The organism is Liberiplasma polymorphum, assembly GCF_043951795.1.
GTDB lineage: Bacteria > Bacillota_I > Bacilli_A > Izemoplasmatales > Izemoplasmataceae > Liberiplasma > Liberiplasma polymorphum.
Genome location: NZ_JBIOAG010000019.1, coordinates 1 through 22,873 on the forward strand (window position 1 = coordinate 1; position 22,873 = coordinate 22,873).

At 33.7% G+C, this 22,873-nt stretch carries 20 protein-coding genes; 3 read left to right on the forward strand and 17 right to left on the reverse strand.

All coding sequences use genetic code 11. The annotated features are described in order from the left end of the window. The 4 genes from ACHAJD_RS05665 to ACHAJD_RS05680 all read right to left on the reverse strand — a co-directional run. Positions 1 to 1,424, reverse strand: a 1,424-nt coding sequence (locus ACHAJD_RS05665; protein WP_435584900.1) for a flotillin family protein, incomplete at its 3' end; no start/stop codon positions are given. 12 nt (positions 1,425 to 1,436) lie between these two features. After that, entirely contained in the window at positions 1,437 to 2,027 is a 591-nt protein-coding gene (locus ACHAJD_RS05670; protein WP_435584901.1) for an NfeD family protein, read from the reverse strand. A gap of 163 nt (positions 2,028 to 2,190) precedes the next feature. Beyond that, on the reverse strand, positions 2,191 to 2,823 hold the full coding sequence (locus ACHAJD_RS05675; protein ID WP_435584902.1) for a Pr6Pr family membrane protein: 633 nt from the start codon (positions 2,821 to 2,823) through the stop codon (positions 2,191 to 2,193). Positions 2,824 to 2,835: 12 nt separating this feature from the next. Beyond that, positions 2,836 to 3,870, reverse strand: coding sequence for an L-threonylcarbamoyladenylate synthase (locus tag ACHAJD_RS05680; RefSeq protein WP_435584903.1), 1,035 nt, complete (start codon positions 3,868 to 3,870; stop codon positions 2,836 to 2,838). A 171-nt stretch (positions 3,871 to 4,041) separates the two neighbouring features. On the opposite strand from ACHAJD_RS05680, the gene ACHAJD_RS05685 reads away from it, so the two are divergent. Both ACHAJD_RS05685 and ACHAJD_RS05690 read left to right on the forward strand, forming a co-directional pair. Then, positions 4,042 to 4,809 carry a DUF975 family protein gene (locus tag ACHAJD_RS05685; RefSeq protein WP_435584904.1) on the forward strand — a complete coding sequence of 256 codons (768 nt, stop codon included), beginning with the start codon at positions 4,042 to 4,044 and terminating at the stop codon, positions 4,807 to 4,809. Positions 4,810 to 4,909: 100 nt separating this feature from the next. Then, positions 4,910 to 5,869: an aromatic acid exporter family protein gene (locus tag ACHAJD_RS05690; RefSeq protein ID WP_435584905.1), complete on the forward strand. Its 960-nt coding sequence runs from the start codon at positions 4,910 to 4,912 to the stop codon at positions 5,867 to 5,869. A gap of 21 nt (positions 5,870 to 5,890) precedes the next feature. Here the strand turns inward: ACHAJD_RS05690 and fni are convergent, their stop codons facing one another. Genes fni through ACHAJD_RS05720 form a run of 6 tightly spaced genes read right to left on the reverse strand, consistent with a single transcriptional unit; the run spans position 5,891 to position 11,393 of the window. After that, on the reverse strand, positions 5,891 to 6,904 hold the full coding sequence (gene fni, locus ACHAJD_RS05695; RefSeq protein WP_435584906.1) for a type 2 isopentenyl-diphosphate Delta-isomerase: 1,014 nt from the start codon (positions 6,902 to 6,904) through the stop codon (positions 5,891 to 5,893). A gap of 1 nt (position 6,905) precedes the next feature. Beyond that, entirely contained in the window at positions 6,906 to 7,925 is a 1,020-nt protein-coding gene (locus ACHAJD_RS05700; RefSeq protein WP_435584907.1) for a phosphomevalonate kinase, read from the reverse strand. Continuing rightward, positions 7,894 to 8,871: a diphosphomevalonate decarboxylase gene (gene mvaD, locus ACHAJD_RS05705; protein ID WP_435584908.1), complete on the reverse strand. Its 978-nt coding sequence runs from the start codon at positions 8,869 to 8,871 to the stop codon at positions 7,894 to 7,896. The genes ACHAJD_RS05700 and mvaD overlap by 32 nt, the downstream gene beginning before the upstream one ends. 4 nt (positions 8,872 to 8,875) lie before the next feature. Continuing rightward, positions 8,876 to 9,796 carry a mevalonate kinase gene (gene mvk, locus ACHAJD_RS05710; protein WP_435584909.1) on the reverse strand — a complete coding sequence of 307 codons (921 nt, stop codon included), beginning with the start codon at positions 9,794 to 9,796 and terminating at the stop codon, positions 8,876 to 8,878. Continuing rightward, the gene (locus tag ACHAJD_RS05715; RefSeq protein WP_435584910.1) at positions 9,796 to 11,163 is read right to left on the reverse strand and encodes a tripartite tricarboxylate transporter permease; all 1,368 of its coding nucleotides are present in this window, start codon (positions 11,161 to 11,163) and stop codon (positions 9,796 to 9,798) included. The genes mvk and ACHAJD_RS05715 overlap by 1 nt, the downstream gene beginning before the upstream one ends. After that, positions 11,160 to 11,393 carry a hypothetical protein gene (locus tag ACHAJD_RS05720; protein ID WP_435584911.1) on the reverse strand — a complete coding sequence of 78 codons (234 nt, stop codon included), beginning with the start codon at positions 11,391 to 11,393 and terminating at the stop codon, positions 11,160 to 11,162. The genes ACHAJD_RS05715 and ACHAJD_RS05720 overlap by 4 nt, the downstream gene beginning before the upstream one ends. Before the next feature lie 201 nt (positions 11,394 to 11,594). Here ACHAJD_RS05720 and glsA point away from each other — a divergent pair, with 201 nt between their 5' ends. Continuing rightward, complete coding sequence (glsA, locus tag ACHAJD_RS05725) at positions 11,595 to 12,515, forward strand: glutaminase A (RefSeq protein ID WP_435584912.1); 921 nt, start codon at positions 11,595 to 11,597, stop codon at positions 12,513 to 12,515. 331 nt (positions 12,516 to 12,846) lie between these two features. On the opposite strand, the gene ACHAJD_RS05730 is transcribed toward glsA, so the two are convergent. The 7 genes from ACHAJD_RS05730 to ACHAJD_RS05760 form a co-directional block, all read right to left on the reverse strand. Further along, a complete protein-coding gene (locus ACHAJD_RS05730) occupies positions 12,847 to 13,245 on the reverse strand; it encodes a hypothetical protein (RefSeq protein ID WP_435584913.1) in 399 nt (132 codons plus the stop codon). A gap of 351 nt (positions 13,246 to 13,596) precedes the next feature. Continuing rightward, positions 13,597 to 14,574, reverse strand: coding sequence for a hypothetical protein (locus tag ACHAJD_RS05735; RefSeq protein WP_435584914.1), 978 nt, complete (start codon positions 14,572 to 14,574; stop codon positions 13,597 to 13,599). A gap of 457 nt (positions 14,575 to 15,031) precedes the next feature. Further along, positions 15,032 to 16,000: a GGDEF domain-containing protein gene (locus tag ACHAJD_RS05740; protein WP_435584915.1), complete on the reverse strand. Its 969-nt coding sequence runs from the start codon at positions 15,998 to 16,000 to the stop codon at positions 15,032 to 15,034. 143 nt (positions 16,001 to 16,143) lie between these two features. Next, positions 16,144 to 17,043: a GGDEF domain-containing protein gene (locus ACHAJD_RS05745; RefSeq protein WP_435584916.1), complete on the reverse strand. Its 900-nt coding sequence runs from the start codon at positions 17,041 to 17,043 to the stop codon at positions 16,144 to 16,146. A 44-nt stretch (positions 17,044 to 17,087) separates the two neighbouring features. Continuing rightward, on the reverse strand, positions 17,088 to 19,790 hold the full coding sequence (locus ACHAJD_RS05750; protein WP_435584917.1) for a PAS domain S-box protein: 2,703 nt from the start codon (positions 19,788 to 19,790) through the stop codon (positions 17,088 to 17,090). A 158-nt stretch (positions 19,791 to 19,948) separates the two neighbouring features. Continuing rightward, positions 19,949 to 21,532 carry a recombinase family protein gene (locus tag ACHAJD_RS05755; protein WP_435584918.1) on the reverse strand — a complete coding sequence of 528 codons (1,584 nt, stop codon included), beginning with the start codon at positions 21,530 to 21,532 and terminating at the stop codon, positions 19,949 to 19,951. Then, positions 21,525 to 22,835, reverse strand: a complete 1,311-nt coding sequence (locus ACHAJD_RS05760; protein WP_435584919.1) for a recombinase family protein — start codon at positions 22,833 to 22,835, stop codon at positions 21,525 to 21,527. Before ACHAJD_RS05760 ends, ACHAJD_RS05755 begins: the two co-directional genes overlap by 8 nt. Positions 22,836 to 22,873: the final 38 nt, after the last annotated feature.

A 22,873-nucleotide genomic window follows, 5' to 3' on the forward strand; every position in this document is an offset into this window, starting at 1 on the left:
TTTTCTTCTTTTTTAGGTACTTCTACTTTTGGTGGTTTTAGATTTTCATCGATTGTGTTCCCTAAATATTTAGGCAGTTCCATTCCCGCCATTTCAAATAATTCTTTCATTGGTGGAATTGATTTCATTAAGTTTTGAGCAAAGTTAGCCGTTGAGGTGGTTCCATCTTTTGATCCTCCGCTATCCCAAACAGTAATTTTATCAAACTTAATATTTTTAATGGCTTCTACTTGAATACCAACAAGTGTTTCAAGTTTATCTGCAATAAGAAGTTTAATTGCAGAATCTGCACTATTTCCTGCAGCTTTAACAAGGTCTGTAAACCCGGCAGCTTGTTTAGATAGTACTTCGTAAAGTCCACGTGCTTCTGCGTCTGCTTTAGCAAAAATAGCGTCTGCTTCCCCTTTAGCATGTCTACGGATTTCTTCAGCTTGAGCCTCAGCTTCAATGACACGGCGTTGTTTCTCGATTTCTGATTTAACAATGATATCAGCTTCAAGTGATGCTTTTTCACGCTGTGCACGTGCAATTTCCGCTGTTTGTTCAGCTGCATAAGATTCTTCTAATGCTTTTGCTTCAGCAACTTTTTCTGAGGCTGTTGCACGACGAAGTGCTTCTGCTTCAATTTCACGACGGGTTGCATTTGATTGAGAAATATCTCCTAAAGATTTATTTTCTCCTTCAATAGCGGTTGCATTAGCGGTTGCGACTTGAATACGTTGGTCTCTTAATGCGTTAGCCTCACCAATAGAACCATCTCTATTTTTTTCAGCAACGCTTTTTTTCGCGTCATTGATAGCTTTAGCTGCAGCTTCTTTACCAAGCGCTTCAATGTAACCAGATTCATCATTGATGTCTGTAACGTTAACGTTAATTAGGCGTAATCCGATTTTCTTAAGTTCGGTTTCAACATTTCCAGATACTGCTTCTAAGAATTTATCACGATCGGTGTTAATTTCTTCGATATCCATTGTCGCGATAACTAAACGAAGTTGTCCAAAGATAATATCCTTAGCTAAATCTTGAATATCTCCAAGTTTAAGTCCGAGTAAACGTTCAGCAGCGTTTTGCATTACACCACTTTCAGTTGAAATACCAACGGTGAAACGTGATGGTACATCGATTCGGATATTTTGTCTTGATAAAGCTTTTGCTAAATCAACACTAATTGAGATTGGGGTTAAATCAAGATATTGATAGGCTTGTAAAAACGGAATAATGAATTTACTTCCCCCGTGGATACAAACAGATGAACGACTAGTACCGTCTGTGTTTGATCCGATTTTTCCGTAAATGACCATGATTTTATCCGATGGACATTTTTTAATACGCGATACGATAAATACTAATATCGATACAGCAACAAGCAATACTGCAAAGATAACGAGTGCAACTGCACCAGGATTTACTGCTAATGTAATCATATTTTCCCTCTCCTAATTCTTTATTTTAACTACAAGTGTTGTTGGCCCGTCTAATCTTACAACTTCAACTTGAGTTTTTGGCATAATATCTTGTGCATCTTCAGTGATTGCATCGACTTCAACCATGCGTTCTTGGTGGTTCATAATTACTTTTCCAGTGCCAGATTTACTTTTTGGAATACGTAAATAAACCACTGCAGTTTTACCGATTGCAGATTGATACTCAATATTTCCTGAAGATTCAAGTTTATAAATTTGTTTAAATATATATGCGAGTAAAATCATTGCAAATGTTCCGGCTATTGCGCCAAATATAACAGCCAACCAATCAGGTACTTCTTCAGCAAATAAGTAAGTGGTCCATCCACCAATACTAAAAAATGCTAAAACACCACGAACGGTGACAACTTTCAAACCACCAAGGGCTGAAAATGGTTCATCATTAAATCCATCAAGGTCGCTGACATCTAAACCGCCATCAAAGGATTCGGTTCCGTCTATTCCAATAATCATTAGTATTAAGAATAATAACATGACAATGGTTGCACTTGAGGCAACTATAAATACGATTTGTTCAAAGTTTGTTAGGTCATTCCACCACATTGGTATTCCCCCTTCTTTTTAGTTTTATAACACCATTTAATTATATCATAACTTAATTGTAAATTAATGATGATTTTAAAATAATCACCTAGCATAGCCAAGTGATTATTCTTTATTGAATCATTTATTATAAATAAGCACAATTTCATTATAAAATTATTTACTATTTATTTAGTTTATTATCAATAAAAACTATAAGAAAACTATAAGCTATAAAAAATAATGTGATGCCAGTAATATAAAATATAACCGCAACACCAATTAAATCGAGATCTAAAAAGAAATATGGAAATCGGCTATCGGTATAAGGAATAATGCCGAATAGTTCAGCACGAATCATCGCAAACAAAATGTATATATAAGGAATAATAAGCCAATAAAATGGATCTTTATATTTATAGGTCCCTTTTTTGTCAAATAGTAGCCAATCTCCTACATAAAATATTGGAATAACGTAGTGTAGTAGATAACTTTGAATAGAGTTGACATAGACACCGTAACCACTATCAATTAACACCCTTCTTAATAAAACGTGAAATACCAAAAATGTTAATGATATGGCAATCATGATGGCACTTTTAGATTTATTGATGAAAGGGTGTTGTTTAACTTTTAAAAAATCTTCACAGACTAAATACATCATCATAAATAATACTAAAAAATTACTTTGGATAGTGAAATAGACGATAGAATGATTAAATCCTCTACCGCGAATATTTAAATAGAGTCCGGTAATGCATAACACTATTAAAATGCTCCTGTAAAATAATCTTATTCGCTTATCCTTTAATAACATATTAATCCCTTCTTATAACCGTATAATATTGTATCCTGCAGCTTTTAACAGCCGGTTCATAATGGCTTGGCCAAGATGTTCTTGTGAGAAAGCATGGGTAAAAATATAATCAATGTCAAGTTCATCCATTCTTCTTAAAGCGATAAATAGATTGCTTGCTATTTCTTCAGGGTGATCGATTGAGCCTAAATCAAACACATATTTACTTTCCATAAATGGTACGTATTCATGCGCACATATCACAGCCGATTTATTTTCATCGAGTGATTTGATGGCTTTATTAATATACTCTATAACTTCTTCTTTTAACCCATCCACTAAGGTGATTTTTCCTTTTGGAGCATAGTGTGTATATTTCATCCCAGGTGATTTTGGGGTATCATTCATGGAATTTTCTGAAATATCCAAAATTGGTTGTTGTAAAATATCCTCGATCATTTTTTTAGTAACTGAACCAGGTCTTAACAACGTTGGTGTATCTGTAGTGACATCAAGCACGGTTGATTCTAATCCTATGGTTGATTTACCACCGTCGATTAAGATATCCACTTTACCATACAAATCACTTTTAACATGATCGAATAAAGTTGAAGAAGGTTTTCCACTAATGTTTGCACTTGGTGCTGCTAATGGTATATTAGCAGCTTTTATGACAGCTAGTGCGATTAAATTACTCGGAAATCTTATGGCTACAGTATTTAATCCACCAGTAATTTCATTGGGAATAATTGGGTTTTTCTTAAATACAAGCGTTAATGGTCCAGGCCAAAACGCTTGGATAAGTTTTCTTGCAGTTTCAGAAACTTCCAACACTAATGTGTTTAACATATGTAGATGATCAATGTGAATGATTAAAGGGTTATCTGCTGGACGTCCTTTAACTGCATAGATTTTTTTAGCAGCATCCTTATCAAGTGCATTCGCTCCAATACCGTAAACCGTTTCAGTAGGAAACACAACTAAGCCTTTACTCAATAGTGTTTTATGAATATGTCTTAAAACTTTCTTTTTTTGTAAATCATCTTTTTTATATATGGTTGTTTGCATAACATGCCTTCTTTCGTTAAGTCGGTCACTTATATTCTATATAAAAAGTAAGCAAAAATAAACCTTCTTTTGATAATGTTTTCTTAAAACAAAGAAATGTATAATAATCTATTGTCATAAGGGGGGTATTTTTATATAATGAGATTATCTGAAATAGGGAGGACTCAAAAATTGAAGAACTTACGTACAGATTACAAATCACTTGCAAAAAGTTTACTTAGTGGTAAATTTGGCGCTGTCATTGCTTTTTTGCTTATTGTATTTTTAATTAACATTGTTTTACAATCCATCAGTGATGTATTTGATCCAGGACTAACCTATTCTGTTGAACTAGGTCGATTCATTTATGAAAGTGGCTATGGATTCTTTTCAACAAACGGAATAATTTATTCAGTAATAAGGTTAATTAATTTTGTTATTACAGCTTTAATTGGTTATGCGACTATTCACTTATTCATTGAAGTTGCAAATAACATTAAACCAAATGCTGGTGAGAGTTTAACTGAAGGATTTACTGAAAATCCGTTAAGAACAATATTAACTTATTTACTTGAATATGTATTACTTATATTATGGTTTTTCTTATTCATTATACCATTTTTCATTAAAACATACGCTTATGCAATGAGTATCTTTTTATTAAACAAAGAACCTCATATTAATCCTAATGAAGCCATTTCGAAATCGCAAAGATGTATGAAAGGTTATAAAATGGATTTATTTATTTTAGACTTAAGTTTTATTGGATGGTATTTATTAAGTATTTTAACTTTAGGGATTTTATTACTTTATGTAATCCCATATCATATAACAACAAGAACATTATATATGGAAGAAATTTATGAAGGTTACCGCAGATTAAACAATCCAAACTATAATAATAACGAAACTGATCCATTTGAAAAAGAAACATCAACTGATCCATTTGATCAATATTAAACACTGTATTTTTACAGTGTTTTTTTTATTTTAACGCCCTTCGTTGACACATAGATAATGTTTTGCGATAATAAGTGCATATAGAAATGAGCGTGAAGTTATGAAACGATATGTGCATACGACCATTAAAATGACATTAGCAAGTATTATAACAATATTAATCACAGAATTAGTCGGTTTAGAGTATGCAATAACTGGTGGTATCTTGGCTGTATTATCAATTCAACTTACCAGAAAAGATTCTTACATGATCGCATTTAAAAGGTTAATTGGCGCAAGTATAGCCCTTGTTTTGGCAACTTTAATGTTTGTATCTTTTGGGTATACGGTTTGGATATTTGCATTATTTACTGTATTTTTTATTGCATTATCATTTGCGGTAAAAGTCCCAGAAGGGATTGTGCCAAGTTTAGTGCTTGTTAGTCATTTACTACTTCACGGGAGTTATGCTTTGCCACTTGTTATAAATGGCTTTTTATTAATTACAATTGCAATTCTTGTGGCCCTTGGCTTAAACTTATTATATCCTTTAAACATTGATGCTTCGATGGGTAAAACTAAACGCGAGATTGATGCCTTTATTGTAGTAGATCTACAATTAATTGCTGGGGTCTTAAAAGATAACCATACAAAAAATGATGCTTTAAAATCGCATCAATTTATTTATCAAAAATTAGGTAAATTACTTAAAGAGGCTGAACTTGTTGATAAAGATATTTTATTTGATAAAGACCATTTAGCCATGTCTTATTTAAAAATGCGTCATAGCCAAATGAACCGGTTAAACCGAATCTTTGAGTTGCTAATTGGGTTAGAAAAACAACATCCGAATGCAGTTATATTGTCTGAGTATTTCGAGTCATTAAGTCAAGATATTGGTGAAATAGATAAAGCCAATCCACAATTAAATGCTTTACGTGAACTTTTAGAGTTTTTCCGTGCAAAACCCTTACCTAAGAGTAGGGAAGAGTTTGAAATACGTGCTGTTTTATTTCAAATAACCTCTGAACTTGAATCCTTTTTAAAAGAAAAAATAGCGTTTCATAAACGCTATTCATAAGACACTTTATGTGTCTTTTTTTTATAATGGGATATGTCTTTGTTTAATGAAAAGCATAAGTGATTCATCAAATAACAGTGGTTTATTTTTAAGTTGATCAACCGTATTACAATCGAGTATTGCCATAAGTTTATTAATATCATATAGTAATTCTCTTGTAATTTCGATGGCCTCTTCTAAATTATGGTTTGAGACAAGTTTAAGGAAATAGCCACTTAATCCTACCATCTTTGCCCCAAGTGCTAAGGCTTTTACAATGTCATAAGCGTTTCTCACACCACCGCTTGCAAAAATGGTTAAGCCTTCTACTTTTTTCGCATCAAGTAAAGATTCTACTGTAGAAAATCCATAAGTGTCAAATGTATTTAAAGGGTGTTTTCTACGGTGGTTTTCAATTTCGATAAAGTTGGTTCCACCTACACCGCTAACATCAACATATTCAATGCCTAATCTTTTTAGCGTTTTTAAGGTCTCTGCACTCATACCAAACCCGACTTCTTTAGCAATAATTGGGACTGAAACAGTTTTTATCATTTCTTTTAAATTATCTTGCCAGTAGCTAAAATCACGATCCCCTTCTGGCATAATAATTTCTTGTGGTGCATTGATATGCACTTGTAGTGCGTTAGCATCTAATAGTTTAACTGCAGTAAAAGCATATTCTACTGGGGCAGAAATTCCAATATTAGCGATGATAAATCCATCGTTATAGGTTTGTCTCATTATAGTAAAAGAGTCTGCAGTTTCTGGTTTTTTAATTGCTGCAGAAAGTGACCCACTTGCTAATGGTAAGTTAAATGTTTTGGCAATAATCGCTAGTTTTTCGTTAATTATTTTTGCTTTTTCAGTTCCCCCTGTCATTGCGTTAATATAAATGGGATAGGGAAATATTTGATTAAACATCGTAACGGTTGTATCAACTGTATCAACATTTTGTGATGGTAAGGCATAAGGCACAAAACGAATACGGTCAAAATCATTTATGCGTTCTTTTTGATTTAAAGCGTGTTGAATATGATCATCTTTACGTTGCATATTACATCAATCCTTTAACCATGTCATTTAAAAGCGTGTATTGGTTAGCAAGGTTCTTTTTTGCACTGAGTTTATCTTCTTCAGTTTTAAATATGGCAAGCATACAGTCGCCCCCGCCTGCGCCGGAAAACTTGGTGGTCCCTTTATTTTTCTTTACAATATGTTCTATTGCAAACATCGTATCTGTAAATAGTGGGACTTGCGTTTTTAAAGCAATTTCTTTAAATAGTTCATTATACTCATGGGTTAAATCAAACAATGTGTTAAAGTCATTTGACTCTAGTCCTTTTGTGTAGCGCTTTACAAATTGAAGACTGTCTTTTAAAAATGCTTCATAATACGTACTATTTTGATGAGCAATCATCATTTTGACAAGACTAGCTGAATCAGCTGGTGTATTTGTATAGATGATTAACATCGGTAATGCAGGCTTCTTAATTGTTTTGATTTCTAAATCTTTCCAATTCATTTCGACGAGTTCTTTTACATTTTTATCTAAATGATTCGATAAAAAATCTCTATCGAACGGTTGATAATAAATCCAATCATCAAAACATGAACAAGCTAAATCTCCATATGAACTAAATGGATATACTTTGTACTGTGCTAATACAGATAATTTATATAACGTTAATTTATCTAGTTTTAGTCCGTGATATAAAACAATCGCTTCTATGATTGCGGCTGTAATTGCTCCGCTTGTTCCAAGACCAAGTTTTGGATAAAGCGGTAAATCAAGCTCGCTTTCTACATGAATTTTATATGGGTGTAACTGAGTGAAAAAAAGCACATATTCATGAGCTATATGGATGGCTTCTTTTAAAAACGGTTGATTTAAATCGGTTTTACCGTTTTCTAAAACTTCAAATGTGTCATTTAAATAGGTGAACACATCACATGATGATAGTGTAACGTGGAGTTTTTTTGTTGTACTCATTAGCAATGCTGGTTGACCAGATACCACTGCGTATTCGCCAGCTAAATAGAGTTTACCTGGCTTTGAAACCGTCATCTTTTTCATTAATAATCGCCGCCCCTTCTTTTGTAATATTACTTACAATTAGCGTATTAAATCCTTCGGTTTTCAGTTTTTTGGTAATGGTGTTTATATGTGCTTTTTTTGTTAATAGTTTAACATTTGGACCTGCATCCATCGTAGCATAAACTGGTATATTCTTTTCTCTTAATGTGTGAACAAGTTCATATACTCGGTATGAATCATCAACAAAATATGTAAATGGTGGCTGAGCCATCATCATCGTTGCGTGCATAAATAAACTATTACTTTCCATGATTTTTCCGATGAAATCAAATTGATTAGTTTTTAGAACTTTTAACATATCCATTGCATCTTTATGGGCTTGTTCAACCCACGATTCATATAAATAAGACGTTTTCACGGTATGCTTCATTGCATCTCTTGAAGATGTCTTTTTTTGTTTCTCATTTATCACTACAAAAATCATCGCTAAATCATCCGTTGATGTATCAATTTGTTCTATGGTCCCATCTGTTTGCCAAAGGACACAGCCGCCAAGTAATGAACGTACTGCAGAGCCTGATCCTTGGCGTGTAATCACGCTAAGCTTACTCGTATCATATAAGGTGTTGTAATAGTGATTTGCAGCAACAGCGAGTGCTGCAAAGCCTGAGGCACTTGATGCAAAACCTGCGGCAGTTGGAACTTCGTTTATACTTTCTATAATTAAAGGATCTTCGGCATTAAACCCTTTAAAGTAACTTAGAAAATCAATGACTTTTTTATGTTCGTTTTTACTTTGTAATATGCCATTAATAAAAAACTTAACCCCAGGTGTAGTGCCTTCTTTAAGTGTTGTTTTTGTATAGAGGGATTCAAGTGTGTAAGAAATCGAAGGATTATAAGGTAATACTTTGATTTCATCTTTTTTACCCCAGTATTTAATAATCGCAATGTTAACAGGTGCTTTAGCTGTGATTTTTTTCATAAACTTATCCTTTATGTAAATCTAGTACCCACACACTCTCTTGGGTAGTGGTTTGCCATAATGTTGCAATATGGTCAGCGATTGCTTTAGTAGGCGTTAGTGCTAAGACGCACCCACCTAATCCACCACCAGTCATTTTTGCACCATAGGCTTGATTGTTTAACGCAACTTCAACCATTTCATCAAGTCTATCAATACTTAAGCCTAAAGCTTTTAAATGATTGTGCGCTTTATTTAGGTCTTCACCGATTGAAGCAGGTTGGTTCGTTTGTAGTTTTAGTATAACATTTTTTGATAAATTTCCTATATCATCTAATAATTTACGTGTTTTATCATCACTATAATGATTTGCAACATGTTCAACAGCTAATTTCGTTTCTCCTTCAATCCCAGAATACCCAATCACTAAGTAAGCATCCAGTTCAAACGGAAAATATTTAGGTATGCTTCCTTTTTTAAATACGATTGCGTCATTTGATGCGGTGATTAATGCATCAATCCCACTTGGATTAGTGTGGGCAATTGTATCAGAAAATTGAACCCAGTCAAAACGTGTTTCTATTGTTAGAGGTAGTTCTGCGTAATCGTAAACTGCCTCTACTATAGCTCCAGCAACTGCAGCACTAGACCCCATGCCTGCATGGGGTTGGATGCTTGAGTCAATTTGGATGTGTAGTTCTGGAAGCGCTAAATTTTCTTGAAGTTTTTCAATAAGTTTCTTAATTGGAAGTAAACTTTTTGGTGAATGTTCAAGTAATCCTTTATAAAGTGAACTGTGAATCGAGGTTATATCACTCATACTAACAGTTGCCTCAATTTTGGCAGTGTGTATAGGGATTGCAATTGCTTCATAGTTATAAACAACTGCATGTTCACCAATTAAAATAACTTTCCCATGGGCATAGCCCTTACCTTGTCTAAACATTAAAATACGCCTAGGAAGAATCCTACAATGGTTGGTGCGGCATATAAGGACATAAATTGAACCCCATAATTCACACCCATTTTATTTAAGGTCCCACACACTAAGCCAACTAATAAAACACCGAAAATATTAATTAATCCAGCATCCATAAAAGCAAGTAACATAATAAAGGCAATAAATAATCCTAATACCGCTTCGTGAGGAATGTATTTAAGGATGAATAATGTAATTGTTTTCGCATACTTACTGATTAATATATAACTTAAAACTACTGCGATTGACGCGCCGATTAATACAGAAATCGTAAATTGAAAGCCCGTTAAAATATGGTGGATATTATTATCAATAGTAAAGATTGGTTCAGCATTGAAAAGCGCTGCACCTGGTCCTAAAGCAACTGGTGATAAGGCGATTCCTAAAGCAAATAACGGAATGACTATTTGAGACATGTAAGTCGATTGAATAATTGCTGACATGGTAGTCATGGTCATGGTTGAGCGTTTTTGTGGATCGCTTTTAAATTTATTTCCTACAGCCTCACCAATTAGAATCGTTAAGCCAACTGGGCTTAATACAAAGAAGAAGTTCACTACAAGCGCAGAAATTGATGCGTATTTTTTCTCTTCTTTTGTTAAAATTTTAAAGGGATTAATGGTTTTTTGTTTACTTTCATCACTTGGTAGAATGATTAATTTCTTTTCTTGTACTTCTTGTTGCTTAAGCATTGTTTTATTAAGCAATTGGAATAAAGAAACAAGTAATGGACCAATTGTGATTCCCAAGAAGAATGAAATGGTAACGGTTGTTGTTTGTGGTACAATGCCTATACCCCAGTATAAATGTCTTAAACTTTGGAATAATAAAGCCAGTGGAATAATACTCATTAAAGATATTATTTTATTTCTACTGGTTAACGATAAGAATATCGCTCCAATAACAAATAAATAAGCAGCATACTGTCTTACCCCATCCGCATAACGGACGATAATGTTTGCGACTAATAAAGCCACCGGTACACTAATAATGACACCGAGCGCACTTGCTGCAGCCATTTTTTGAATAATAAATGCGCTTCTTCCTTCATTTTTTATGAGTATGGCGTGTTCAATCATAGGACTACTCATCACCCCGCCTGGTAAGCCAACAAGTGCCGTTGGCATTGCGTTGGCTAAGTTCAAAGTAACAATGGATGCAATAAAAAAGGTCAGAATAATCATAGGGTGAACCCCTGTTAACACTAATGCAAGTGAAATGGGTAATAAAACACTCGTTTCATCGGTACCAGGAATAAAGCCAATAAATGTATAAAGTGCAACTGCACCAAGTGCAGCTAGAATCATAAATAAGAGTAAGGTAGGTTCAATCATTTCATCTCCTCCTCATCTTTAATAATACGCTTAGGTTTAATTAAAAAAACAATAATCATAAAGCCAATTACTGCACCACCCAAACCAAAAAAAAGACCCAGTGTACGATCCCCTTTAGGGGCAAATAAATGCATCCCAAGTGTCGTAGTACTGATGGTGATAATAGATATTAATAATGATTTGGCATCGACAACGTCTCCCCAAATTTCAATCCATGTATTTTTCTTCATAAATTCTCCTCTTTCTTGTTGTTTGAATGTATTATAAACGATTTCATTATTTTTTTCCTTAAAAATAGTAATTCTAAATAAGCAATTGACCTAGATTATAATAATTTATAATTTAATTATAATTAAATAATCATAGTACTTGCTTTGATACCTATGTTATAATGCAATCGTGAATGCCCTTACATAAAAGGATGTGTTAAGATGAAACCTTTATTAGATCAAATTATTAAAGCCTGTAAACCCTACACTGCTGATGGCCATATCGCCACTTATATTCCAGAACTTTCATCACAAAATCCAGCTTCACTTGGGATAAGTGTTAGTGATTTATCTGGTAATGTAGAAACCTCTGGTGATGCCCTAGTTCCTTTCACCATTCAAAGCATCTCAAAAGTTGCAGCTTTTATTTGTGCATTAGAAGATAACACCCTTGAAGATGTTAGTAAAAAAATTAGTTTTTATCCATCAAATGAGGGATTTAATTCGATTGTCGCCTTAGAAACTAGAAACAAACAAAAACCTCTTAATCCTATGATAAATTCAGGGGCAATTGTGGCGATTTCAATGGTGAAAGGTGCAACACTTGAAGAAAAATTTGCGCGTGTATTTTCAATGATTATGGCGATGACATGTAACCCTGATTTAACCATTAATCATTCAGTGTATCATTCAGAAATTGAAACGGGTAATCGTAATAGAGCCTTGGCTTATTATATGAAGAGTACCGGCATTATTGAAACCAATGATATCGAAGGATTACTAGAAATTTATTTTAAACTATGTTCAATTGAAGTTACGGCAGTAGATATTTCACGGCTAGCCGCAACGCTTGCAAAAAATGGGGATTCATTAGTAACAGATGAGACTTTATTTAATTTTACCACGGCACGTATTGTTAAGGCTGTAATGGCGTTATGCGGGATGTATGATGCATCGGGTGATTTTGCTGTAGAAGTTGGATTACCAGGGAAAAGTGGCGTTGGTGGTGGGATCATTGCACTAAAATCTAATGAAATGGGGATTGGTGTATTTGGACCAGCATTAGATGAAAAAGGAAATAGTGTGGCTGGATGGTTAGCGTTAAAAAAACTCTCCGATGAATTAAAACTCAATATATTCTAATAGAAAAAGAGGTTTCTAATCACATAGAAACCTCTTTTAAATGTTAAATTATAGCAATAAAAAAAACGATGTCTTTTAAGAAATCGCTTTGATTTAAATGTGGGTTGGGTGACCTATTTTAATACAATTGCGCACCCCTAGTGAGAATTTGCGCACCCTTAACCTATTTTTACGCACCCCTAGCAAGATTTTACGCACCCCTGAATTATGGCTTAACTAAGGTGTTTTTTTAGAAATGAAGAAAACTGTTGAAAATGACTGTTGTATTTACCTTATACAGTCCAACTTAAATCAGTGTAAATGCATAAATGGTAGATAACAGTATATACGTCTATAACGAACTATACATGATGTAGAGCCCTAAACTATATGTTTTTGTATAATCATAAGTAACTTCTCTTAAACGTCTTCCTAGAAGAAATAATAATACAGTAAGTCCAATCACTGCAAGCATTCCAATGCTTACAAGGACATCAATCAACCTGCCTTCTATGGTTGAGCCATTGGTCAATAAGAAAATCATCAGTGTATTTATTGATGCACTAATGAATAATGATACCAACATTAAAACAATCATTTTTGTGATTAAAAGATGCGTCTTTATGATATTTTCTTCGTTTTTAATATGTAGTTCGTTTTTCGCATATGCGCTTTTCATCCGTTTGATTAACCAAAGTTGCGTGTTTAGAACTGCTGCAAAACTCATAACAATGACCAAAACATATTGCATAAAACTATACCTTTTTATACCCTTCTATAATTTTTATATCTTCAAAATAATAACTTGACTTGAAAATGCCTATGACAACTTAAACCATCTGCTACTATTTGCGCAGCAGTGACCAATGATGGGCTTTATAATCGATTTTAGTGCAGTTACGCACCCCTATTTAATGTTCTCAGTTTTAAACTCGAAATCTAATGAGGATAACTATGTTATTGATCAAATAGATTACAGCAGGGATAAGATACTTTTTGGAGAAAGATATTCACAAAAGCTTTAAAAAATCCCCTCAAAATAGTTTTCTGCAACTTAAGCTATTTGCAGTCTCTACTTTAAGGGGAATCTATTAAAAGACAGTTAGTCTTCTATTAAACCAATAAACAGTTGGTAAGGTCCATAACGAACGCCTTCCCAATCATCCACATAAATAACATAGTCTCCTGGTTCTAAGGTGCGTTCGATAATCGGATTGACCCCAGAACTTGCGCTTAAAAAGTTGCCATCTTTTCGAAGTTCTAACGACAATGCCTCATCACTTTCAAGCCAAATAAGATAGTCGCCTGCCTCTTCAATAGTGATCGTATATTCATTGATTTCACCTTGTTCTAAAACACCCTCTGAAATTAGTTCAATCTTAGTTATTACTCTGCCTTCATCATTATCATCACCGTTGCCGGGATCAAACGAACCTCCTGTATTATCTTCTATTTCTCCTTCAGGAAATCCTACCTCAGTATTGCCAATATCGGTAAAAGCAAATATAAATGTATGGATATCGCTATCTGCTTTACCGGTTGCAGTGAAGGTGATGCTATCACTAGTAAGCGTATAGATTAAAGACTCAAACTCGTCGGCATCTTCTTCAAACACTTCTTCAAAATAGGCATCTTTTAAATGATAAACTCCTAGAGATTCTTCTTCTAGCCAAGATTGATCAATATCAAACATCGCATAAAGTGTATCAAATAACCACGTATCACCCGCATCATAATAATAGCCTTTTTGCCAAACTTCAGATCCTGCAAACCTCGAATACGCATACTTTGTTCCGTTTTCTTCAATGCTATAAATTTCAAACCTCATAAAGCCCCAGTCAGAGCTTTGGTAGTAGTTATTACCATCAAGACGCTTAATCAAAGCCATACTTAAATCTTTTGTACTTGTTTCATAAATCATCGTAAAATTATCATTTTCTAATTTCTCCATTAAACTTTCGAAGGTTACGGTGAATGTTTCATTTTGGGCATTATCTTCTTTTTCACTGATACCATTTTCACACCCAAAAATCAACACACCCACAAACATCAATAGAGTCATACTAATCCACTTTTTCATCCCTTACCTCCATAGTTTTTATAAAATTAAAAAAGTAACTATTAAAATAATAACACATGACTAAATGGTTGTAAAGATGGCTAAAATCTAGGATATTGATGTTCACTTTGTTATGTTTTACTCATTCTGGTTTTGATTGTATAATCCACAAATGATGCATGTAATGAGTTATATTGCTTCTTTTGGCTACTTTGACATTTAAGTTTACTCATTAAAAAAAGCTCCCTTCATCAGAGTGGTATATTAATCCTACCATTTCTCCAACTTATGGAAGCTACTTTATATATATGGAACGTGTAACCTATTTTAATACAATTACGTACCCCTGACCGTTTTTTACGCACCCTTGATAAGATTTTACGCACCCCTAGCAATATTCACAGCAACCCTATCAAAACGGCTTAACAAGGGGAACCATTCAAAGTGCTCTTAAATTCCCCCTATTCAGTACATCCAATTATTTTAGAATTCTGTTTTTGCTATTGCTTTTAGCTTTATAAAGCAGCGCGTCAACTTTTCTAATTGTGTCAGATATGTCTTCTTCTTGAAATTCTTTTACACCGCCACTTAAGGTTATTTTTATATCAAATTTTTGATATTTTCCTTCGACTGCAAGCCTTATTCTCTCACAAACATCATAGGCTTCCATAATTTTTTTATTTATGAGTACAAGAATAAATTCATCGCCACCAAACCGTGATACAATATCTTCACTTCGTGTGTTTTCTCTTAACAGATTTGCTATTTCAATCAAAATTTGATCTCCATATTCATGACCATACTTATCATTTACTTGTTTGAAATTATCAATGTCAAACATCGCAATACTAATAGGCATATTAATAGAATGTGTACCTTGTAAGAAACGACTTGTTTGTGCATGCAGCCCTCTACGATTTAGAAGGTTTGTTAGAAAATCTAAAGTTGCATGTTTTTTATGCTCATCTAACTCACGATTCAAAGATTCATCTTTTTGTCGTTTTTCTGTAATATCTATTATCACTCCCAAAATACCAATAGTCTGATTTAGTTCATTAGTCTCATCGGTTTCCGCACGATGATATAACAAGTGATACTTACCATCTTCAAAGAGTAATTGATACTCAATTTCTACTACAGATATATCGCCATTTACAAGTTTAGCAAACGAATCTTTAACAAGTTCTTTGTCAGTTTTATGAACAATAGTCATAAAACCATCAAATGACAATTGTTTTAAACTATTTATTTTAAAAACTTTTTGTTGCATGGAATTTAATGTGATTGTATCTTTTTCTGCATTCCAATGCCACGGGCCAAGATATCCTGAAGTTAAGTATTGCAATCTTATTAAATTATTGCTTTTTTCAACTTCTTTTTTTTCAGTCTTTTCCATTGAACGTATTTTACTAATAAGTTCTTCTCTAGAATAGTCATCATATTTCATGTTTTTTCCTCCGAAAAAATATAATCTTTTATGTCTTTTAAGTGTCATTTAAACACACCAAAATTATAGTTTAACTAAGTCATTGTTTTTAGATTTTACAAAGATCATAAAAATGATTTTTGAAAGTGCCTTACGCAATCTAGTTATAGAACCTTAGATTGATTTCTCCCGTTTTGCTTTGCGAAATACATGTTATCATCTGCTCTAGCTATAAGTGTCTTAGCGCTGTCTCCAGGTTTTGCTAAAGTTCCACCTAGAGATATAGTCACTTGAATTGTCTTACCGTTTTCAAATTGGTAACTAGACGCTGCAACAACAAGTCGAAGTCTTTCAGCAACTTTCAATAAATCATCTGTACTGGTAACATCTAAAATAACTATAAATTCTTCTCCGCCCCATCTACTGACTAAATCTGTTTTTTCTGTATTTGAAGTAAGAGATTTTGCGACAATTTTTAAAATTTCATCACCAACTAGATGTCCATAAGTGTCATTGACTTGCTTAAAATGATCAATGTCAATCACTAGAATTCCGAACGGATTAGCAAACATTTTTGCTTCTTCTAATTTTTTTGATAGTTGAAAATCAAAAAAGTGACGATTAGCAATTTGTGTCAAAGGGTCAATACGAAGCTTGTCTTTTAACTCTTGGTTTTCATGATATATTTGCTTTTGAAAACGCTCATCTGTAAAAACTTCAATGGCTGCGACAATATTTTGCTTTTCATCATATATAGGTAAACTTTTTACCATAACTGGTACACGGTAACCATCTTTATGTTTTAGGTATACTCTTGCTTCATTAATCACACCATCTTTAAGTGTTTTTTGTAGCGGGCATCCATTAAAACATAATTGTTTTCCTGTTTCATCTATGTGCTGCAAAATGTTGTGATAACAAAAACTATTGGTAACTTCATCTGAAGTATAACCTGTTATTCGTTCGCTACCTTCATTCCAAAAAATAATTTTTCTTTTTTTATCTACGACATATACACCTTCATATAAATAAGGGATAAGGTTCTCATTGTATTTAAATTCCATTTTATTTGTTCCTCCTTCAAAAATGTCATCGGTGCTGTGCACTTTTAAGAATTATCTATAACTTTGCTTTCAAATAAACTAATAAATACTTCAACTAATTGTGGATCAAACTGAGTACCAGAGTACCTAACAATTTCATCAATAGCTTCTTTGTGTGTCATTGCTTTTCGGTAAGGTCTATCTGCTGTCATGGCTTCGTACGCATCACAGATACTAATAATGCGTGAAAACAGCGGTATAGCATCCCCTTTTAATCCTTGCGGATACCCTTTTCCGTCGATTCGTTCATGATGTGTAAGTGCGTAATCAGCAAGTCTTGAATAGTGATCCGCAGAACGAAGAATTTGATACCCGTTAGTTGTGTGAGACTTCATGATGATCCATTCATCATCAGTGAGTTTGCCTGGCTTTTTTAATATATGATCAGGTATTGTTATTTTGCCGATATCATGCATACGTCCAGCAAATTCTAACTCTAATTTTTCGCTGTCTGATAAGCGCATTTTTTCTCCCATTAAGGCACAATACTGTCCCACTTGATCGGAGTGATTTCTCTCTTCTTCATGTTTTTCTTTTAAAGTCTCAAATATGGATTTAATGGTTTGACTTCTAGAACTTTGTCCATGTAAAACCTTATTAGCATACATGTTGTTTTCTGCATTCATAATCACATGATCAATATCTTTAGATGCATTTATTTTCACTTCTACACCTAAGGATAGAGACAATTGAATATTTTTGATTTTAGTGTCCTTCATTTTGTTATACAATGCCTCTCTTTTTTGTTTGAAGGACTCCATTGTAGTTTTTGGTGAAATCATTAAGAACTCATCACCGCCTACTCTTGCAATAAATGCTGAATCCGCGAAGCAATCTTTTAGCAACCCAGCAGTCTTTATGATTGATTGGTCACCAATTTTGTGACCATAGGTATCATTAATCAGCTTTAATCCATCTAAATCAATCATCGCAATTAACAATGGATAGTTAACTGGTTTATCCAATTCTTTAATTTTTTCATCAAAATAACGGCGATTAGGTAATCCAGTTAAAAAATCGTGCTTACTTGCATAAATAATGTTATCTTCGTAATGTTTTTGGTCTGTAATATCAATATGCGTACCAATCACAGCATTGGTAGCATTACCCTTTTCATCATATATGAAACTACCTCTTGACCATATCCATCGATAATCACCGTTGGCCACTTTTAATCGGAAAAAGTTCTCGTATAATTTGTTTGGTTTCTCTTTTAAGTAGTCTGAAAAATGGGCACTAGCCTCATGAATATCATCCGGATGAATGAGATCATACCATGTTTCTTTAATGTTGTTTGGTTTCATTGGATAATCTTTTTGATTTCGGCCTAACATAGAAAAGTATTCCGGACTACCCCACAAATAGTTTTTTTCTAGATTATATTCCCAAACACCAGTATTAGATATGGCGCTTACCAAACGATAACGCTCTAGATATTGATTTATCTTTTGTTGAGATTGAACCCTTTCTGATACATCTTCAATAACTACTGCAAATTGACCTTTTTTTGGCGAGTAAATCGAAAAGCTAAAGTGCCGCTCTAAATCTTTTGAGTAATTTTCGTAACTCATCGATTCTCCAGTGAGAGCAACTTGTCCAAATTTTTCAATCCAATAATGTTCAGTATGTGGAAATACCTCCATAACTCGTTTACCGAGAACAACTTCTTTTTTAACGCCCATCACCTGTTCCCAAGCTGCGTTTACACTAATAAAACGAAAGTCAATAGGCTTTTCATTTTCATCGCAAATAATTTCATTAAGCGATAAGCCAAGCTGCATTTTCTCTGTAAGTAAACGATATTGATTTTCACTTTCTTTTAGTTTACCTTCTTGTTTTTTGAGTTCGGTAATGTCTCTATACTCTGTAACAAGTACCTGTTTACCTCTATAAGAAATATTTCTTGATTCAATTCTAGCGGGGTAGATTTCACCATTTTTTCTTAATCCTTGGGTCTCATACGGCAATTCATAACCAGACTCGATTTGACTCGCAATAAAATCTCTTTGCTCAGGTGTGATTAACAATAGGCCATCCATATTCATTAATTCCTCATAACTATAACCAGTGATATCACATAATTTTTTATTGCAATCCAAAAAGATGCCTTGATTGTGAATGGCAATGCCTGAAAAGGATGTATCAAGTAATGCTTCAATTCTTTGCACGCTCTCTTTAAGATGCTTCTTATTCTGATTGACGATGAGAAAACCTGTGGTAGTGGTAATAGTCGCTAAAATCAATAAGCTGATAATAATCATGTTTGAAATTCTTTGACGGTTTTGTAGGAGAGCATATTCTGTTTGGTCGATGATGATTGAAAACAGATAGGTTTCATCACTAATTTCAATAGGATAGGAATAAACATGTACTGTCTTAATATCGCCATTAGCCAGAAGATGTTTAAAAATGAAGAAATTTCGTTCTTCATTTAATGCTTTAAGTCTTTCTGCTTCAACTTCTTTTGGTGTTAAGGTATTGATTTCGTTGATGTTCATCCCTAATAGAATTTCAAGAGGATATCCATAAAATTCTACTGCGGCTTGATTTGCAAAATAAATCTCTCCTGTTACAGGTTGTATGATAAGCATGACTGACTGATGGTTAGCAAACAAATCCTCATAATCGATGTTTTCAGCAGCTAACGTTTTTGGAGTAATATATACTAAAGAAATCAATGATAAAAGCAAAATCCATACCTTTTTCATAAGCTACCGCCTTTTTTGTGAATGGAATAAAAACATATTTCAAATAAATATTATAATTATTATAGCATGCCATTTGTTTAAAATGAATATGCTAATTGAAAATCGCAATTATATTAAAACCAAAAAGTCTACCATCTATTCGATTGGTAGACCTCAATTTATCTTATCTTTGATTCAATACCATTATGAAACTTGAATGTAATACTCAAGTCTCTATGTACTGTTGCCCCATCTACTAAGAGCATCCAAATTCTCTCATTCCAGTCGCTAAGTTCATCTTCTGATTTAGATAGGCTTGCAATAAAAGCTTTCATTCTTAGTACTTGTCCTTGTCTGTCATTTCTTTGTTTAAGAAGTTCTTCTCGTTTGGTTTGCAGTTTATCGTAGCGACTTGATAGCTCTTCATATTTCTTGTTGTAATCATCTAAGCCATGACTTGTTTTTGAGTTTTCCTTTACAAGGATGCTTACCAAATCTGCAGTTAAGCTAAGTTCATCATCCATATTTCTAATTTCATCATCAAGCTTTGTAGAACCAGTTAGTAATTCGATGATTTCTTCTGAGTCTTGAATGATCCTTCTCTTATCTTCCATAACGAGATTATAAGCCTTGAGGAATTTGAGTTTAATATCCTCTTCTTTCAGATTAGGTGTTAAGCATTTGTCCTTATGTTTATGAAACTTATTATTGCATTGGTAAATGAACCTTGAATACTTACTATTTGAATGCCATTTCTTTTTGCCATAAAAACCACCACAGTCTTCACAGATTAGTTTAGATGCGAATACATCAGATGAAGAATACTGCGCACCTATTTGTTCTCTTCGTTCAAGTTCAATTTGCACCTGATCCCACATCTCTCTATCAATAATGGCTGGATGGTTGTTTTCGACATAGTACTGTGGAATTTGTCCGTTGTTCTTAACAATTTTATGATCAAGGTAGTTTTCAGTATATGTCCTTTGGAGTAATGCATCGCCTTTATATTTTTCATTTGTCAGAATTGAATTCACAGTATTCTTTGTCCAGTTAGCTGTTTTTCCTGTTGGTGTTTTGATATGTTTTGACTTTAGGTAATTTACTATGCCTGTTGCTGTTTTTCCTTCAACTAAAAACATACGATAAATCATTCTAACAATCTCCGCTTGGTCTTCATCAATTAGAATTTTGTCATTTTCTTTCTTATAACCTAGAAACGATTTATAGGCAAAAGACACTTTACCTTGTTGGAAAGCGACCCTCTTACCCCATGTCACATTTTGACTGATGGACCTGGACTCCTCCTGTGCGATGGATGCCATAATGGTTAAAATCAGCTCACTCTTAGGATCCATAGTCCATAAGTTCTCTTTTTCAAAAAATACTTCAACACCATTATCTTTCAACTTTCTAACAAATGAAATCGTATCTAAAGTATTTCTAGCAAATCTTGAAATCGACTTCGTAATGATTAAGTTAATCTTTCCATTTAAAGCATCCGTAATCATTTTATTAAAACTAACGCGTCTCTTTGTGTTAGTCCCTGACAAACCTTCATCTGCATAAACGTTTATGTATTCCCAATCCGGCTTATCTTCGATGAACTTCTTATAATATGTGACTTGAGCTTCATAGCTTGTATACTGTTCATCTGAGTTTGTTGACACCCTCGCGTATGCAGCTACTTTTTTTAATGTTGTAGTGTTGTGTGGTAATTGTGTAATCGGATTAATCGTTGAGGGAATTACTGTTACTTTAGGCATCTTGTTTACCTCCCTGATGTTGTAAAATAGACTTTCGTCTCGCTTTCTCTTTCATTTCATGTGTCCAGCTTTTACTTCTTGATGGATGTTCCCAATGGTAATTCATTATCGAATCATCCTTCATATGAAATTCTAAATTTCTATTTGGCATAACGATTATTCGATTAACTCTTGAATTGAATATGGCATCATCATATTGTTCCATGTTTAAAACGTGATTAGAGGCCTCAACAATAATATTATCAGGAACTAATTTTGCATTACATACCTTCTGTCCCATTTTAACCGACAAAGAACATAGCCATACCAGTTTCTGTCTCATTATTTTTCTGGTATATGAACTACCACATATTCCACATTTTACTTTACATAGAAATGGGTAGTCTAATCTTGGGGAATGTGGTTTGTTTTTATTTGCTCGTTTTTTTCTGATTTTTTGGGCTTTTTCAAAAATCTCTCTACTTATTATTGCCTCATGGTTATCTTTGATAAAGTATTTATCCAATTCACCTGTATTAATGATTTGTCTTTTAGTTAAGTGGTTTTCGCGATATGTTTTTTGTAGGATCAAGTCTCCTGTATAATTTCTATTCTTTAGTATTTTCATAATAGACGAGTGTCCCCACTTTTTGGTATACATTGGTTCTATACCTTTTAAATCAAGTGTTTTACAAATCGAATCCGCTCCATGCCCATCGATGTAAAGTTGATAAATTAATTTCACAACTTTCGCTTCTTCGGGAGTTACTATGAATTGCTTATTTACTAACTTGTACCCTAGCGATGAGCGACCACCCCATAAAATACCATTTTCAAATTCTTTTTTGATTCTCCATTTCATATTATCTGATACACTTCTAGATTCTTCTTGAGCAAATGAAGCTAATAAGGTAAGAACCATTTCACCATCACTACTGATTGAGTGGATATTCTGTTCTTCAAAGAATACATCGACATTAATCGCGTTAAGATCTCTTACTGTTTTTAATAATGTAACTGTGTTTCTAGCAAACCTTGATATGGACTTCGTGATGATCATATCAATCTTACCAGCTCTGCAATCCTTTAGTAGTTGTTGAAACTCTGTTCTAGAGTCCTTCGTACCTGTTAAAGCTTCATCTGCATAAACGCCTACAAATAACCATTCAGGATTCTCTTGTATGAGTTTCTTGTATTGGTTGACTTGTGCTGAGAGTGAATGAAGCATCGCATCTTTACCACTAGATACTCTGGCATAAGCAGCAACTCGCTTTTTCGCTGCCAGTTTGGATAATGCATCTATCTTAGTTATCTTTTTAGTCATAATTTAGACCTCCTTTGATCACTACCATATATCACTTA